The 14,270-nt window shown below is 73.0% G+C and carries 15 protein-coding genes and 1 pseudogene; 8 read left to right on the top strand and 8 right to left on the bottom strand.

The window, feature by feature from the left end:
• The first annotated feature begins 184 nt into the window (after positions 1-184).
• Complete coding sequence (locus ACFY2Z_RS20045; protein ID WP_390745448.1) at positions 185-1,006, top strand: CPBP family intramembrane glutamic endopeptidase; 822 nt, start codon at positions 185-187, stop codon at positions 1,004-1,006.
• 16 nt (positions 1,007-1,022) lie between these two features.
• Here the strand turns inward: ACFY2Z_RS20045 and ACFY2Z_RS20040 are convergent, their stop codons facing one another.
• Together ACFY2Z_RS20040 and ACFY2Z_RS20035 are read right to left on the bottom strand one after the other, a co-directional pair.
• Positions 1,023-1,832, bottom strand: coding sequence for a PhzF family phenazine biosynthesis protein (locus ACFY2Z_RS20040; RefSeq protein ID WP_390745447.1), 810 nt, complete (start codon positions 1,830-1,832; stop codon positions 1,023-1,025).
• A gap of 127 nt (positions 1,833-1,959) precedes the next feature.
• Positions 1,960-2,766, bottom strand: a complete 807-nt coding sequence (locus ACFY2Z_RS20035; protein ID WP_390745465.1) for a methyltransferase domain-containing protein — start codon at positions 2,764-2,766, stop codon at positions 1,960-1,962.
• 289 nt (positions 2,767-3,055) lie between these two features.
• Between ACFY2Z_RS20035 and ACFY2Z_RS20030 the strand changes: the two genes are divergently transcribed.
• Positions 3,056-3,712 carry a PadR family transcriptional regulator gene (locus tag ACFY2Z_RS20030; RefSeq protein WP_390745464.1) on the top strand — a complete coding sequence of 219 codons (657 nt, stop codon included), beginning with the start codon at positions 3,056-3,058 and terminating at the stop codon, positions 3,710-3,712.
• A gap of 58 nt (positions 3,713-3,770) precedes the next feature.
• On the opposite strand, the gene ACFY2Z_RS20025 is transcribed toward ACFY2Z_RS20030, so the two are convergent.
• A complete protein-coding gene (locus ACFY2Z_RS20025; RefSeq protein ID WP_390745446.1) occupies positions 3,771-4,199 on the bottom strand; it encodes an SRPBCC family protein in 429 nt (142 codons plus the stop codon).
• A 279-nt stretch (positions 4,200-4,478) separates the two neighbouring features.
• Here ACFY2Z_RS20025 and ACFY2Z_RS20020 point away from each other — a divergent pair, with 279 nt between their 5' ends.
• From ACFY2Z_RS20020 to ACFY2Z_RS20010, 3 genes are all read left to right on the top strand, one after another.
• Positions 4,479-5,132, top strand: a complete 654-nt coding sequence (locus ACFY2Z_RS20020) for a Clp protease N-terminal domain-containing protein (RefSeq protein WP_390745445.1) — start codon at positions 4,479-4,481, stop codon at positions 5,130-5,132.
• 124 nt (positions 5,133-5,256) lie between these two features.
• Positions 5,257-6,261 (top strand): DMT family transporter, encoded by a 1,005-nt coding sequence (locus ACFY2Z_RS20015; protein WP_390745444.1) that lies wholly within the window; start codon positions 5,257-5,259, stop codon positions 6,259-6,261.
• Between the two features lie 177 nt (positions 6,262-6,438).
• The gene (locus ACFY2Z_RS20010; RefSeq protein ID WP_390745443.1) at positions 6,439-7,389 is read left to right on the top strand and encodes a DMT family transporter; all 951 of its coding nucleotides are present in this window, start codon (positions 6,439-6,441) and stop codon (positions 7,387-7,389) included.
• A 56-nt stretch (positions 7,390-7,445) separates the two neighbouring features.
• On the opposite strand, the gene ACFY2Z_RS20005 is transcribed toward ACFY2Z_RS20010, so the two are convergent.
• Together ACFY2Z_RS20005 and ACFY2Z_RS20000 are read right to left on the bottom strand one after the other, a co-directional pair.
• Positions 7,446-8,078, bottom strand: a complete 633-nt coding sequence (locus ACFY2Z_RS20005) for an FMN-binding negative transcriptional regulator (RefSeq protein WP_390745442.1) — start codon at positions 8,076-8,078, stop codon at positions 7,446-7,448.
• Complete coding sequence (locus ACFY2Z_RS20000; RefSeq protein ID WP_390745441.1) at positions 8,078-8,761, bottom strand: pyridoxamine 5'-phosphate oxidase family protein; 684 nt, start codon at positions 8,759-8,761, stop codon at positions 8,078-8,080. Before ACFY2Z_RS20000 ends, ACFY2Z_RS20005 begins: the two co-directional genes overlap by 1 nt.
• A 36-nt stretch (positions 8,762-8,797) precedes the next feature.
• Here ACFY2Z_RS20000 and ACFY2Z_RS19995 point away from each other — a divergent pair, with 36 nt between their 5' ends.
• A complete protein-coding gene (locus tag ACFY2Z_RS19995; protein WP_390745440.1) occupies positions 8,798-10,129 on the top strand; it encodes an aminotransferase class I/II-fold pyridoxal phosphate-dependent enzyme in 1,332 nt (443 codons plus the stop codon).
• 45 nt (positions 10,130-10,174) lie between these two features.
• Here ACFY2Z_RS19995 and ACFY2Z_RS19990 read toward each other — a convergent pair.
• A pseudogene (locus tag ACFY2Z_RS19990) lies at positions 10,175-10,394 on the bottom strand (LysR family transcriptional regulator); the annotation flags it as partial.
• Between the two features lie 135 nt (positions 10,395-10,529).
• On the opposite strand from ACFY2Z_RS19990, the gene ACFY2Z_RS19985 reads away from it, so the two are divergent.
• Positions 10,530-11,789: an MFS transporter gene (locus ACFY2Z_RS19985; RefSeq protein WP_390745439.1), complete on the top strand. Its 1,260-nt coding sequence runs from the start codon at positions 10,530-10,532 to the stop codon at positions 11,787-11,789.
• A 17-nt stretch (positions 11,790-11,806) separates the two neighbouring features.
• On the opposite strand, the gene ACFY2Z_RS19980 is transcribed toward ACFY2Z_RS19985, so the two are convergent.
• On the bottom strand, positions 11,807-12,760 hold the full coding sequence (locus ACFY2Z_RS19980; RefSeq protein ID WP_390745438.1) for a DMT family transporter: 954 nt from the start codon (positions 12,758-12,760) through the stop codon (positions 11,807-11,809).
• 74 nt (positions 12,761-12,834) lie between these two features.
• On the opposite strand from ACFY2Z_RS19980, the gene ACFY2Z_RS19975 reads away from it, so the two are divergent.
• The gene (locus ACFY2Z_RS19975; RefSeq protein ID WP_390745437.1) at positions 12,835-13,743 is read left to right on the top strand and encodes a LysR substrate-binding domain-containing protein; all 909 of its coding nucleotides are present in this window, start codon (positions 12,835-12,837) and stop codon (positions 13,741-13,743) included.
• Positions 13,744-13,758: 15 nt separating this feature from the next.
• On the opposite strand, the gene ACFY2Z_RS19970 is transcribed toward ACFY2Z_RS19975, so the two are convergent.
• Entirely contained in the window at positions 13,759-14,226 is a 468-nt protein-coding gene (locus ACFY2Z_RS19970) for a pyridoxamine 5'-phosphate oxidase family protein (RefSeq protein ID WP_390745436.1), read from the bottom strand.
• Positions 14,227-14,270: the final 44 nt, after the last annotated feature.

The following is a 14,270-nucleotide window of genomic DNA, read 5'->3' as shown; positions in this document are numbered from 1 at the left end:
CTGTTGAGCCGGTGCCGTACGGCAGCCGTATGGCAGCACGGAGGGGAGGCGCCGCGTAGAGCGGGGGCGCCCTGTACGGTGTCCGCGCTCCGTGCGGCGTCCGCCCCACGGTCTGTCGCACGCGATCTTCGTAACTTCTTTCGAGACCCTGACGGGGCGAAGATGGGACGCGGCGGGATCGCTCATGGCACAACAGGAGGCGGGAGTGCAGGTGGAGGCAGGGTCGGTGGCCGATTCTTTTCCGGCGGAGCAGCCGACGCGACGGGTTCTCCGTGACGAGACGCTGCTGGTGCTGGCGTTGTCGCTCGGTGCGAGCGGAGTGTCCGCGCTGATCAGCTTTGTCGGCTCGGTCACCAAGCCAGGGGGCCTCAAGGACCAGGCGGCCACCATGAACGCCTCGGCCGCGCCCGGCCGCCCCTGGCTCGATCTCGCCTGGCAGCTCTTCGGGATCGCGACGGCGCTCGTGCCGGTCGCCCTTGTCGCGCACCTCCTGCTGCGCGAGGGGTCGTCGCTGCGCACGCTCGGCCTCGACCGCTCACGGCCGTGGCCGGACCTCGGGCGCGGGGCGTCGATCGCCGCGGTGATCGGTTCCACCGGTATCGCGTTCTATCTGGCCGCCCGGGGCTTCGGCGCCAACCTCACGGTGGTCCCGGAGGCCCTGCCCGACGTGTGGTGGAAGTTTCCGGTCCTGGTGCTGTCGGCGGTGCAGAACGCGGTCCTGGAAGAGGTCATCGTCGTCGGCTATCTGCTGCGCCGGCTCGGCCAGGTGGGCTGGAGCCCCGGGACGGCCATGGTGGCCAGTGCGGTGCTGCGCGGCTCCTACCACCTTTACCAGGGCGTCGGCGGCTTCCTCGGCAACATGGCGATGGGCGTGGTCTTCGTCTGGCTGTACCGGCGCTGGGGGCGGGTGGGCCCCCTGGTGGTTGCGCACTCGCTGCTCGACATCGGGGCGTTCGTCGGATACGCGCTGCTGGCGGGGAAGGTGGGCTGGCTGCCCACGGCATGAGGGGCGAGGACCGGCGTCAGCCGAGCAGCTCGCCCTCGATGACGGTGACCGCACGGCCCGTGAGCAGGGTGCGGTCACCGCGCAGTGCGGTGCGGACGCGGCCCGAGCGGGGCGAGGCCTGCAGGCCGACGAGGTCCGGTCGGCCGAGGCGCTCGGACCAGTAGGGGGCCAGGGCGGTGTGGGCGCTGCCGGTGACGGGGTCCTCGTCGATGCCGACGTTCGGGAAGAAGCAGCGTGAGACGAAGTCGTATCCCCGGGAGGGATCCTCGGCGCGGGCGGTCGCGATGACGCCTCGCGAGGAGTGGCGGCCGAGCGTCCTGGGGTCGGGGGCGAGATCGAGCACGGACTTCTCGTCGGCGAGCTCGACGATCAGGTCGCCGATGGCCGGGCCGGTGTCGAACGCGGTGAGGGGCTCGGCGCCGAGAGCGTCGGCGAGACCCTCGGGGACCTCGGCGCGGGTGAGCGGTGCGGTGGGGAAGTCCAGGGTGATCGAGCCGTCCTCGTGCGGCTCGGCGCTCAGTACTCCGCTGCGGGTGGCGAAGCGCACGGGGCCCTCGTGGGCGCCCGTGGTGTGCAGCACATGGGCGGTGGCGAGGGTCGCGTGGCCGCACAGGGCGACCTCGGTGGCGGGCGTGAACCAGCGCAGCGCCCAGTCGGCCTCGCCGCCGTCGGGCAGCCGGTGGGCGAAGGCGGTCTCGGCGTGGTTCACCTCGCGGGCCACGCTCTGGAGCCAGTCGTCCTCGGGGAACGCGTCGAGGAGCAGGACACCGGCCGGATTGCCGGTGAAGGGGCGGTCGGTGAAGGCGTCGACGATTCGAATCCGCATGGGCCGACGTTAGACCCCGCCGGACGGGCCGGGCCAAGGCCAATGCCGAGTGACTGGACCCGAGTGTCCCGTCTCGCCGAAGCCCGGCCGGTCTCCCTGCACGGGGAGCGGCCGCCGGGGCGGTGGGTCAGTGCGCGGTGACCGAATACGCGCCGAGCGCTCGGTTGCCGCGCGGCCTGGCGACGGCGCGGAGAACGTCGGCCTGGCTCAGGACGAGCTGTCGCACCGGCTCGGGCAGCAGGGCCAGTCGTTCCACCGTCCCGGCCAGGGCGAGACAGGCCGCGACCTCCCAGTCGCCGTCCTGCAGCTCTTCGGTGTCGACCGACGCGCCGCCGTCGGCCGTCCATCCGGCCTCGGGCAGGAGCCGCAGCAGCGCCTCACGGGAGAAGGGCGTGCGGACGTTGCCCTGGCCACGCGATCCCGCGGCCTCGATCTGCCCCTGGATCAGTACGGCGAGGAGGTGCGCCAGCTGGTCGTCGGAGGCAGGCGTCAAGTCCCACTCGGTGAACCACAGTCGCCGCGCCCACGACCGTGCCCGGGCCAGGGTGTCCCGCAGTTCTCCGAGCGAGGCGAAGTACCAGGAGCAGTGGGCGAGCACCACATGGTCAAAGGTGCCGGCGGGGAAGTCGACGGAGGGGTCGAGGACGTCGGTGGCGAACCGGAAGTCGATGCGCGGCCCGAGCGGGCCCGCCGCGAGCCGGGCCGCCGACTCCCCGAGCGTGACCGGCGCCCCGTAGGAGGGGTCGGCCACGTCGACGGCCACCACGCCGCCCTCGGGTCCGACGGCCTCTGCGAGGACGGCGGTCATGTCGCCCTGGCCGCAGCCCAGTTCGAGGACGGTCGAGCCGGGCGCGATCTGCCAGCTCGCCACGAGTGCGGCGCGGTGACGGGTCTGGGTCAGCTGAATGCCGGGGCTGTGATCGGCGGCGGCCATGCCGGCCGCGAGAGAGGGGGCCTTGGCGTGGAGATCTGTGTGACTCACGAAGTCCTTGGTGCTCGACGGATCGGTGCAGGCCGATGGTACGAGACACGCGGGCGACGTCTGCGACTTTTTCCGGCGTCATCCTGCGACGCCTTCTCAGGCATCCCCCGACGCCTTCTCGGGTGTCCTGCGACGCCGCGGCCCGAGCCTGTGGCGCCGTGCCCAAGGGTCTTGTCATGCGAGTACTTCCGATATATCGTTGAGGTATCGCGACAGATCAACGATGGATGGAGTGATGGCGATGCGTTCCCACGAGGAGGACTTCGGATTCGAGCGTCACGGACACCGAGGCGGCCCCGCTCATCGCGCCCGGGGTGGTTTCGACATGCGGCGCGCGGCCTTCGGGCCCTTCGGGCCGGGCGGTCACGGCGGCCCTGGCGGCCCCGGATTCGGCGGACCCGGTTTCTTCGGACCGGGCGGCCCCTGGGGCGGGCGTGGCCGGGGCGGACCGCGCGGCAGGGCGCGGCGCGGTGATGTACGGGCCTCGATCCTGGCCCTGCTCAAGGACCGGCCCATGCACGGCTACGAGATGATCCAGGAGATCGCCGAGCGCAGCGGCGGGACGTGGAAGCCCAGCCCCGGCTCGGTCTACCCCACCCTCCAGCTGCTGGAGGACGAGGGGCTGATCATCAGCGAGAGCGAGGGCGGCAAGAAACTCTTCGCACTCACCGAGGCAGGTCGCGCCGCGGCCGAGGAGGGCCCGGAGGCTCCTTGGGAGGAGGCCTCGCGCGGTGTCGACTGGGAGGCGCTGCACGAGATCCGGCAGGCCGGCTTCGGTCTGATGGAGGCGTTCGGCCAGGTCTGGAAGGCCGGCAGCAAGGAGCAGCGCGAGAAGGCTCTCACGGTCATCAACGAGGCCCGCAAGAAGCTGTACCTGATCCTCGCCGACGAGGACTGACTGCGGCCCGCGGGCGCCCGGCGGCACACCACCGCCGGGCGTCTTCGCGTCCGTCCCCTCAGTGCACCAGCGACCCGAGGCGGCGCAGCGACTCGTTCAGTGCCGCCGTCGCCGAGTCCTTCAGCTTGCCCGCCATGAGGGAGACCGCCGCGCCGGTGAACTCCCCGTCGATGCGCACCGAGGTGCCGTCGGCGTCCGGTGTCAGCGTGTAGCGCGTGGCGACGGTCACGGCCATCGGGCCCTTGCCGCGGATGGCGAGCACACGGCCGGGCACCAGTTCCTCGACGGTCCAGACGACCTCGGCCGGGAAGCCCATGAGCTTCATGTTCTCCTCGAAGGTCCCGCCCACTTCCAGGGTCTCCGGGCCGCCGCCGGGGAAGCTGGTGTGGGTCGCGTTCCACTCGCCGTACGACGACCAGTCGGTCAGCCGGGTCCACACCTTCTCGGCGGGCGCCCCGACATGTGCTTCCGCGCTGACTTCGGCCATACGACCACCCCTTGGTGTCGGCTGCTGCGTCGGGTGCAGCTACGGTGTCGCGGAAGGTAGCCGGGGCCTCCCGAACATTCAATACTGATGGATTGTCAGGAAGTGCGGGGGCGGCTCGCACGGCGGTCCCGGCAAGGCGGCGCGCGGTTCATCAGGGGAAACGGCACGATCTCATCCGTAAGGAGGAGAACCCGGTCACGCATCCCCAACCTGTGTCGGATGCGAAGATGCTGCCCACCGGGGATGCCCCGGGCCGCCGGGGCTGATGGGGTAGGGGATGTGCCACCCCGTCATTCCCAGCGGTCGGCCGCCGAGTCCGGCGAGCACCGCACACACCTCGATGCCAGGCTCACGGCCGAGCTGGCAGCGGTGGTCGCGGGTGCCCGCAGAAGGGCGGTGCGCGACGGTGACCGGCAGACCGACACGGCGCATCTGCTGCACACGCTCCTGGAGTCCGACGCCGAGGTAGGAGCTGTCTTCGAGGGTCCCCAGGTCGCACGGCTGCTCGGCTATCTGGTCCAGCGGGCCATCGGCTACGGGCTGCGCTGGCAGAGCACGGTCGAGGACTCCGGCGCCCTGCCGGCGCTCGGCGAACCCGAGCGCTGGTCGCCGGCGGCGGCGAGCGCCCTGACCGCGGCCTACGGCCGCGCGGTCCGGCGTGGCGCCGCACGCGCACGGGGGCTGGATCTGCTCGCGGCGATCCTGACGGACCCCGAGTCACGGGCCGTCGAGGTTCTCGGCCGCGCGGGCGTCGACGTGACGAGCCTTCGGGCCCGGATCGAGGCGGGGACGACGCCGGAGGACGACGCCGCCGGGCCCCTGGGTGCGGAGGAGGCCCGGGGCGGGGACGGGGTGTGGTCGACGATGCTCCCGTCGCCGCGGGTGCCGCCCGGCGCGGGTCCGCTGCCGGAGGCTCCGGCAGCCGGCGCTTGAACGGCGCCATCCAGCCCTCGGGTCCCATGAGGCGGGGCCGAGTCCGCCGCCGAAGCGGGTGCCGCGTCCAGCCTCTGAGACAGGTGCTACCCGGGGTGACGCTCATGTCGACGCCTGTCATCATGTGCCGATGCACACGTCTCAGGGGACTCGGGGCGGCCGTGACCGGGGCGCCGGCCTCGGGCTCGCCCTTGCGTCGGCACTCGCCTTCGGCGGGTCCGGTGTCGCGGCGAAGCCGCTGATCGAGGCGGGCCTCGACCCGCTCCATGTGGTGTGGCTGCGGGTCACGGGCGCCGCGCTCGTGGTGCTCCCGCTCGCCGTACGCCACCGCGCGCTGCTGCGCGCGCGCCCCGCACTGCTCGCCGGTTTCGGGCTGCTCGCCGTGGCCGGCGTCCAGGCCTGCTACTTCGCCGCCCTCTCCCGAATACCCGTCGGCGTCGCCCTGCTCATCGAGTACCTCGCGCCCGCGCTCGTGCTCGGCTGGGTGCGCCTCGTGCAACGGCGGCCCGTCACGCGCGCCGCGGCGGTCGGCGTGGTCCTCGCGGTCGGCGGACTCGCCTGTGTCGTGGAGGTGTGGTCGGGGCTGAGCTTCGACCCCGTCGGTGTGCTGCTCGCGCTCGGCGCCGCATGCTGCCAGGTCGGCTACTTCGTCCTGGCCGACCTGGGCACCGAGGCGGGCGAGGGGGCCCCGGACCCGCTCGGCGTCATCGCGTACGGACTGCTCGTCGGGGCCGCCGTACTGACGGTCGTCGCCCGCCCGTGGACCATGGACTGGTCCGTCCTCGCCGGCAGCGCGGACATGAACGGCACCCCGGTCCCGGCCGTGCTGCTGCTGGCCTGGATCGTGCTGATCGCGACGGTCCTCGCCTATGTCACCGGTGTGCTGTCCGTGCGCAGGCTCTCCCCCCAGGTGGCCGGTGTCGTGGCCTGCCTGGAAGCGGTGATCGCCACCGTGCTGGCCTGGGTGCTGCTCGGCGAGCACCTCTCGGCACCACAACTGGCCGGTGGGGCGGTCGTCCTGGTGGGCGCGTTCATCGCCCAGTCCTCGGCGCCCACGAAGGGCTCGCCGGAACCGGTCGCGAGCAGCGGCACGGAAAGAGATTTGTCCGTCCGTGGCACGGCTGCCTAAGGTGTCGCCCATGCATTCGGACGCACTCGTTCTTCCGCCCCCGGCCGCCTGAGGGCGGGCCCCCGGAATCCACGCCCGGCACACCGCCGGGCGGAACGGTGCTGCCCGCAGAAGAAGTCCACGGCCCCGATGCTCGCGGGCCTTTCCGAACTTCTGCGTATCTGCGGAGACCACAACATGCCGAATGCCGTCTCCGGCCTGCCCGTCGGGCGAGGCCTGCTCTATCTGATCGTCGCCGGTGTCGCCTGGGGCACCGCGGGCGCGGCCGCCTCCCTGGTCTACCGGACCAGCGACATGGGGCCCGTCGCCCTCTCCTTCTGGCGCTGCGCGGCCGGGCTCGTCCTGCTGCTCGCCGCCCGTCCGCTGCGCCCGCGCGCCCGCACCGCCACACCGGAACCGCCGGGGCGCCGGGCGTTGCGGGCAGGGGCGACCGGCCTCGGGCTCGCCGTCTTCCAGACCGCCTACTTCGCGGCGGTCTCGGCCACCGGACTCGCGGTGGCCACCGTCGTCACCCTCGGCGCCGGTCCCGTGCTCATCGCGCTCGGCGCCCACCTCACGCTGGGGGAGCGGCTCGGCCGAGGCGGGGCGACCGCCGTCGTCGGAGCACTCGCCGGGCTCGGGGTGCTCGTCCTCGGCAACGGGGGTGCGACCGTGCGCCCGTGGGGCGTGCTGCTCGCCGTGGTGTCGGCGGCCGGCTACTCGGTCATGACCCTGCTCACCCGCCGGTGGGGCCGCGACGGCGCGGGCGACGGGTCCGGCACCACCGTGTCGGCGTTCGCGGTCACCACCCTGATCCTGCTGCCGTTCGCCCTGGCCGAGGGGCTGTTGCCGCACACCGCCGAACCGCTGCGCCTCGGGTGGCTGATGGCGTACGTCGCCGCGGTGCCCACGGCCCTGGCCTACGCCCTCTACTTCGCGGGCGCGGCCGTCGTACGGTCCGCCACCGTGTCCGTCGTGATGCTGCTCGAACCGGTCAGCGCGGCGGTGCTCGCCGTCGCCCTGCTGGGTGAGCGGCTCACGGCGGCGACCGCCGTCGGCACCGCGCTGATGCTCGGCTCGGTCGCGGGTCTCGCCGTGACCGAGGCACGTGGGGCGCGGGCGCCGAGGGAGGAGCCGGTCCTCGTGTGACGGAACCGGTCGGCGTGCGGGTGCGGGTGCCGGTGACGGCCCCGCACCCGGGCCCCTCACGCCCGCCGTCTGCGCAGCAGGTGCTCGCGGGCCGCCGCGTCCCCGGGGCCGCCCCGCTCCGCCAGCCGGGCCTCGATCCGGTCCCGCACCTGGTCCGCCTTGTTCCCGGCGCACTTGAACTTGGCCCGGACGTCGCTGACTTCGAGCAGCAGTCCGCGGATGCCGGGCAGCATACGGCCGTACGGGGCCTCGCCCGCCGCCGGGCGGGCCGAACCGCCCTTCGGCTGGAAGTGGCCGAGCTGACGGCGCAGCAGCTCCGCCTTCTCGGCCGGATCGTCCACGATGCGGGCCGTGCAGCGGAGCTGGACCGCCGCGTAGAAGCTGGTGGGCACGCCGTGTTCGGACGGGACGTCGGGGGCCGCCAGCCAGGGGCCCGGAACGTACACATAGTCGTCGACCACGCTCAGCAGCACGTCGGGGTTCGCCTCCAGGGCCGCCCAGAGCCGGTTCGGCCGTGCCAGGTGGCCCACGGCCTCGGCGCGCTCCGCGTCGTAGGCGAAGTGGAGCGGCTGGACGTACGGCGGCTCGCCCGGCAGCCCGTTGACGGCGAGCTGCCCGAAGTCGTGCTCGGCCAGCCAGCGCTGCCACTCGGCGTCGTCATGGGGCGCGTCCCAGGGATGGATCAGCATCACAGGCCCCCGAGGTAGTCCGGCAGCGCGATGCCGGGAGACAGGTCGGCGTCGGCCTGCGGGGCGCCGTACTCCTTGCGGACCGGGATCACCCCTGCCCAGTGGGGGAGGGCGAGATCCTCGGGCTCGTCGCTCACCCCGCCGGTGCGCACCTTGGCGGAGACCTCGTCCAGGTCGAGGCGGATCACGGCCGTGGCGGCCAGCTCCTTCTTGCTGGCGGGACGGGAGTCGCGCGAGCGGCCCGGCACCACCTGGTCGACCAGCGCGTCCAGGGCGGTCTGCCGCTCCGCCGGGTCGGTGACCTGGTGGGCGATGCCGTGCACCACCACGGACCGGTAGTTGATCGAGTGGTGGAAGGCCGAGCGCGCCAGGACCAGACCGTCCACGTGCGTCACCGTGAGACAGACCGCGAGCCCGGGGTCGGACGCGTCGGACATCCGCATCGGACGCGAACCCGTCGAGCCATGGACGTAGAGCCGCTCGCCGACCCGGCCGTACAGCGTGGGCAGGACGACCGGCGCGCCGTCGCGGACGAAGCCGAGGTGGCAGACATAGCCCTCGTCGAGTATCGCGTGGACCAGGTCCTTGTCGTACGACGCCCGTTGCGGGGAGCGCGTGGGCACGGTGCGGTCGGTCGGCGTGTAGGCGGCGGGTGGCGACGTCGGCTGCTGGGTCCCTCGCATTTGTGCTCCTGATTGAACTAGTGCATAATCTTCTTTGTGCTAGGAGGGTATCGGATCGAGGGGCGACGCGCAGCAGAGATTGCGGCGAGCGTCGAGCGTGCGGTGGGTTCCGGAGACCTGGAACCGGGGCAACTGCTCCCCCCGCTGAGGGAGTTGGCGGGCGAGCTGGGTGTGAACCCCAACACCGTCGCCGCCGCGTATCGCGTGCTGCGGGAGCGCGGGGTCATCGAGACCGCCGGGCGGCGGGGCAGCCGGGTGCGCTCGGCGCCGGCCACGACGGGCCGGGACCACATCCGTGTGGACGTGCCCGAGGGGGTGCGCGACGTGTCGAGCGGGAATCCGGACCCCGCGCTGCTGCCCCCGCTGGCGCAGGCGTTCGCGGCCGCCGGGGCCGAGAGCGACCGCGCCCCGGTGCTGTACGGCGATGTCGCGGTGGAACCGGAACTGGCCCGTCTAGCACGGGCCGCCCTGGACGCCGACGGGGTGCCGGACGGGCCGCTCGCCGTGGTCTCAGGATCGCTGGACGCCGTCGAGCGGGTCCTCGCGGCCCATCTGAGACCGGGGGACACGGTCGCGGTCGAGGACCCGGGCTGGGGCAGGACCCTCGACCTCGTTCCGGCCCTCGGGCTGCGCACGGCCCCGGTCCCCGTCGACGACGAAGGGCCGCTCCCGGACGGCCTGCGCGACGCCCTGGGCGCCGGGGCGCGGGCGCTGATCGTCACGGACCGGGCGCAGAACCCGACCGGTGCCGCGATCAGCGCCGCACGCGCGCGTGCCCTGCGATCGGTGCTGCGCGACCACCCCGGGACCCTGCTGATCGAGGACGACCACGGCCACGGGATCGTCGACGTGCCCCTCCATCCGCTGGCCGGGGTCACCCGGCACTGGGCCTTCGTGCGCTCGGCCGCCAAGGCGTACGGCCCTGATCTGCGGCTCGCCGTGCTCACCGGCGACAGCGTCACCGTGGACCGGGTCCGGGGGCGGCAGCGGCTGGGGCCCGGATGGGTGAGCCGGATCCTGCAGCGCGCCCTGGTGCGACTGTGGGCCGACGGCGCGGTGGACGCGCGGGCGGTGGCGGCCGCGTACGGAAGGCGTCGCGACGGACTGATCGACGCGCTGGCGGCACGCGGTGTCGTGGCCCACGGGGTCAGCGGGATGAACGTGTGGGTTCCGGTGCGGGACGAGACCGGTGCGGTCGCGCGGCTGCTGCACGCGGGCTGGTCCGTCGCGCCCGGCGCCCGCTTCCGGATGAGCGCGCCGCCCGGCATCCGGATCAGTGTCTCGGCGCTGGCCGAGGAGGAGACCGGACCGCTGGCGGACGCGGTCGCCGCCGCCCTCGGCCCGGGTCCCGCCCGCAGCTACGTCTAGTGCTGGTGCCGGGAAGGTTTGCCACAAAGCCCGCGGCGAGGTGCAGCGCCGGGCGTCCCGAGCCGGTGAACCTTTCCGGTCGCCGTCGATGGTGAGCTGCCGCTCCACGCGCCGTGCGTGTGAACAGCCGCACGCCGAGGGCCTGCTCCAGGGTGGCGACGCGTTTGGAGACGGTCTGCTGCGTGATCGACGACTCGGCCGCGGCGTCCTGGAACCGCCCCGCGTCCGCGGCGGCCACGAAGGTGCGCACAGCGTCGAGATCCACGCCGCGCATGGTGATGACACAACCGATGGTTGTGACGTGCCGGTCCATCGGTTGTTTGATCCGGCCGTCCGTCACTCGCTTTGATACCGGTGGTCAGGGTGCGGTTGCCGGGGTCGGTGGCGGGGTGCGTGGGGTATGACGGGCGGACGGGCGCTGGGCCGGCGGTTCGGCTGGCTGTGGGCGGCGTACGCGGTCAGCGCGTACGGCACCGGACTCGGGTTCGGAGCGTTTCCCCTGATCGCGGTCCTTGTGCTGCACTGCGGCCCGGCTCAGGTGGCGGCGCTGGCCGCCGCGGGGCGGGCCGTGGGAGCCGTACTGGCGGTGCCGCTGGGTCCGTGGGTGGAGTTCCGCCGCAAGCGGCCGGTCATGATGACGATGGACCTGGCGCGGTTCGCGGCGCTGGCCAGCGTCCCCGTCGCGTACGCGTTCGGCCGGCTCGGCTTCGCACAACTCCTCGTCGTCTCCGTCCTCGTCGCCGCGGCCGACATCGCCTTCAGGGCGGCCGGCGGCGCGTACCTGAAGACGCTCGTACCGCCGGAGCACCTGCTCGTCGCGAACAGCCGGTTCGAGTCCACGACATGGACCGCGACGGTGCTCGGACCACCCCTCGGCGGGGCCGCGATCGGGATGTTCGGCCCGGTGATCACCGTGCTGGCCGACGCGGTCAGCCATCTGCTCTCGGCCCTGGGCATCCGTGCCGTGGGCGGGAGCGAGCCGCGCCCCGCGCGAAGCGGTGCGGCGCGCATGCGGGCGGCCGACCTGCTGGAGGGATGGCGCCACATTCTCACCCATCCCGGGCTGCGCCCGCTGTTCTTCAACACGATCGTCGTCAACGGCCTGATCATGGCCTCCGAGCCGTTGCTCGCCGTCCTGATGCTGGGCCGCCTCGGGTTCGCGCCCTGGCAGTACACCCTCGCGTTCGCGGCCCCCTGTGTCGGTGGCCTCGTCGGCTCACGCCTCGCGCGGCCGCTCGCGGCGCGGTTCGGGCGGCATCAGGTGCTGTTCGCCAGCGGAGTGCTGCGCGCCTGCTGGTCCCTCGGGCCGGCCTTCGTCCGGCCCGGCGTCCCCGGGATCGTGCTCGTCATCGTCGTCCAACTGGGCCTGGTGACCTGCTGCGGCGTGTACAACCCCCTGCTGGCCACCTATCGGCTCGACCACACCGCCCCCGACCGGGTCGCCCGCACCCTGTCCGCGTGGGCGGTCAGCAGCAGCACCTCCATCGCGGCCCTCACCGCCCTGTGGGGCCTGCTCGCCGCCCTCACCGGCCCCCGTACCGCGCTCGCGGCCGCCGGAGTCCTCCTTCTGGCCACCCCGCTGCTGCTCCCGCGCCGCGAGGACGCGCCCCGGAGCGAGCCCACGGACGCCGGAGTCCGGGAAGCCGTCGACCGGGCCTGAGGCCGAGGCCTCGGTCGCTACTTCCGGTCGCGGGCGCCGGGCCTGCTCCGGGACTGGGTCAGTGCCGCGCCCGCCAGCACGATCACCGCGCCGACCGGGGTGGACCAGGTCAGCGACTCGCCCAGGATCGCCACTCCCGCGGCGGTGGCGATAACGGGGATGAAGTACGTGACCATCTGGGCCGTGGTGGGCCCGACCTCCGCGACCAGACCGTACTGGAGCAGCACGGCGAGTCCCGTGCCCAGCGCGCCGAGGGCCGCGACCGCGAGCAGCGGGAGCAGTGGGAAGCGGCTCGGCAGGGTCGTGAACAGCGGTGTGACCACGGCCAGTTGCACGGTGGCGAGGAACAGCTGGGCGCCGGTCAGGGACAGATGGGAGTGGCCGGTGCCGGCCAGGGTGCGGCGCACATGGATCCAGCCGATGGGGTAGCTGAGCGAGGCGAGCAGGGCCATCGCCATGCCCGTCATGTCCAGGCCGTGGAAGCCCTGCCAGGCGCCGAGAACCGTGAGCACGCCCAGGAAGCCGAGGCCGAGCCCCGCGACCCGGCGCCGCGTCGGCCGGTCCTCCGAGAGCGCGACCAGCGACAGGACCATGCCCCACAGAGGTGACGTGGCGTTGCAGATCCCGGCGAGCGTGGACGGGATCGTCAGCTCCGAGTACGCGAAGAGCGAGAACGGCAGTGCGTTGAGCAGGAACGCCGCGACGGTGAGATGGCCCCAGGTGCGGACGCCGCGCGGCAGGCGTTCGCGCTTGACGGCCATCGCGGCGGCGAGCACCGCCGTCCCGAACACCAGGCGGCCGAGGGTGACCTGGAACGGGGCGTACGCCTGCGTGCCGACCTTGATGAAGAGGAAGCTGAAGCCCCAGATCAGCGACAGGACGCCGAAACGGAGCCGCCAGTCGAGGGCGGTCCGGCGGCGTGGGGCGACGGGGGTGTCGATGGTGGCTCGTTGGGTGGCGACGGTGCTCATGACCGTAACCATGACGCAGCCGACCTCGTAGCACAATTGAGATTTCGCACGGGATATCTCGTAGGATCGCTTACATGTTGAGCCTTGAGCGCCTCCGCACCCTCGACGCCCTCGCCCGGCACGGCTCGGTCAGCGGCGCGGCCGAGGGACTGCATGTGACGACCTCGGCCGTCTCCCAGCAGATGGCCAAGCTGGAACGCGAGGTGGGTCAGCAGCTCCTGGCCAAGAACGGCCGGGGCGTGCGGCTCACGGACGCGGGCCGGCTCCTCGCCGACCATGCGGCGCGCATCCTGTCACAGGTGGAGCTGGCCCAGGCCGATCTGGAGGCACAGCGCGGGCAGGTGGCCGGCGAGCTGCGTCTGTCGGCCTTCCCCACCGCGGCACGCGGGCTCTTCCCGACGGCGCTCGCCGCACTGCGGTCGGACCACCCCGCTCTGCGTCTGCGTTCGTGCGAGCTGGAGCCGGAGGCCGGGGTCGCCGGTGTGGTGCGCGGCGACCTCGACCTGGCGGTCGTCCTCGACTGGTACAACAAGCCGATGCCGCTGCCGGACGGCCTCGTCAAGGCGGCGATCCTGGACGATCCGGCCGATGTGGCGGTGCCCCTGGGACACCGGCTCGCCGACCGGCCGGACGCCGATCTCGGGGAGTTCGCCGACGACGAGTGGATCACCTGGGGCGAGGGCGAGTTCTGCCACGAGTGGCTCGTCTTCACCCTGCGCTCCAGGGGCGTCGAACCCCGCATCGGACACCGGGCCGCCGAGACCCACACCCAGCTGGGCCTGGTGGCCGCCGGGCTCGGCGTGTGCATCGCCCCCCTGCTGGGGCGCGATCCGATGCCGGCCGGCGTGGTGACCGTGCCGCTGCGGCAGCAGGTGCGCCGGCATGTCTACGTGGTCTGGCGCGCCGACGCCGACCGCCGCCCGTCGATCCGGGCGGCGGTGGAGGCGCTCCGGGCGGCGGGGCAGGCCGTGGCGGCCGGCTGACAGGCCGCCGACGGACTACATCTGACCCAGCTTGCGGAAGTCCCAGGAGACGATCTTCGTCGGGGTCAGCCGCAGCCAGGCGTGGCGGCCGTCGTACGGCATCTCGTCCAAGCCGAAGTTCTTGCGTGCGAACAACGTCTCCGGCAGGTCGAGTTCGGCGCACAGCTCCCCGGTGCGAGGGCTCTCGCCCACGAACTCGATCGTGCCGGACAGCTCGGCGCCGCGCAGCTGCTCGTACTCCTCGCCCGTGTCCACGACGATGGCCACCCGCGGATCGCGGCGCAGATCGGCCCAGCGCTTGCTGCGCACCACGGAGTACAGCCACAGCGAGGTGCCGTCCCAGGCGAACCACAGGGCGCTGACATGCGGGGAGCCGTCGGCCGAGACGGTCGCGACCCGGCAGGTGCGCTGGGTGGCGAGGAACGCGTCCAGCTCGCCGGGCGACATCATGATCTTCCGGCCTCGGCGCTGAGTCTCCGCCATCCGGTTCCCCCTCTTCTTCTCCCACGTCGTGCCAGAGAGATCCT

The sequence above is a fragment of the Streptomyces sp. NPDC001222 genome, from assembly GCF_042896945.1.
GTDB lineage: Bacteria > Actinomycetota > Actinomycetes > Streptomycetales > Streptomycetaceae > Streptomyces > Streptomyces gibsoniae.
The sequence above is the reverse complement of the archived record's forward strand: the minus strand, read 5'-3'. Positions and strand labels throughout refer to the sequence as shown.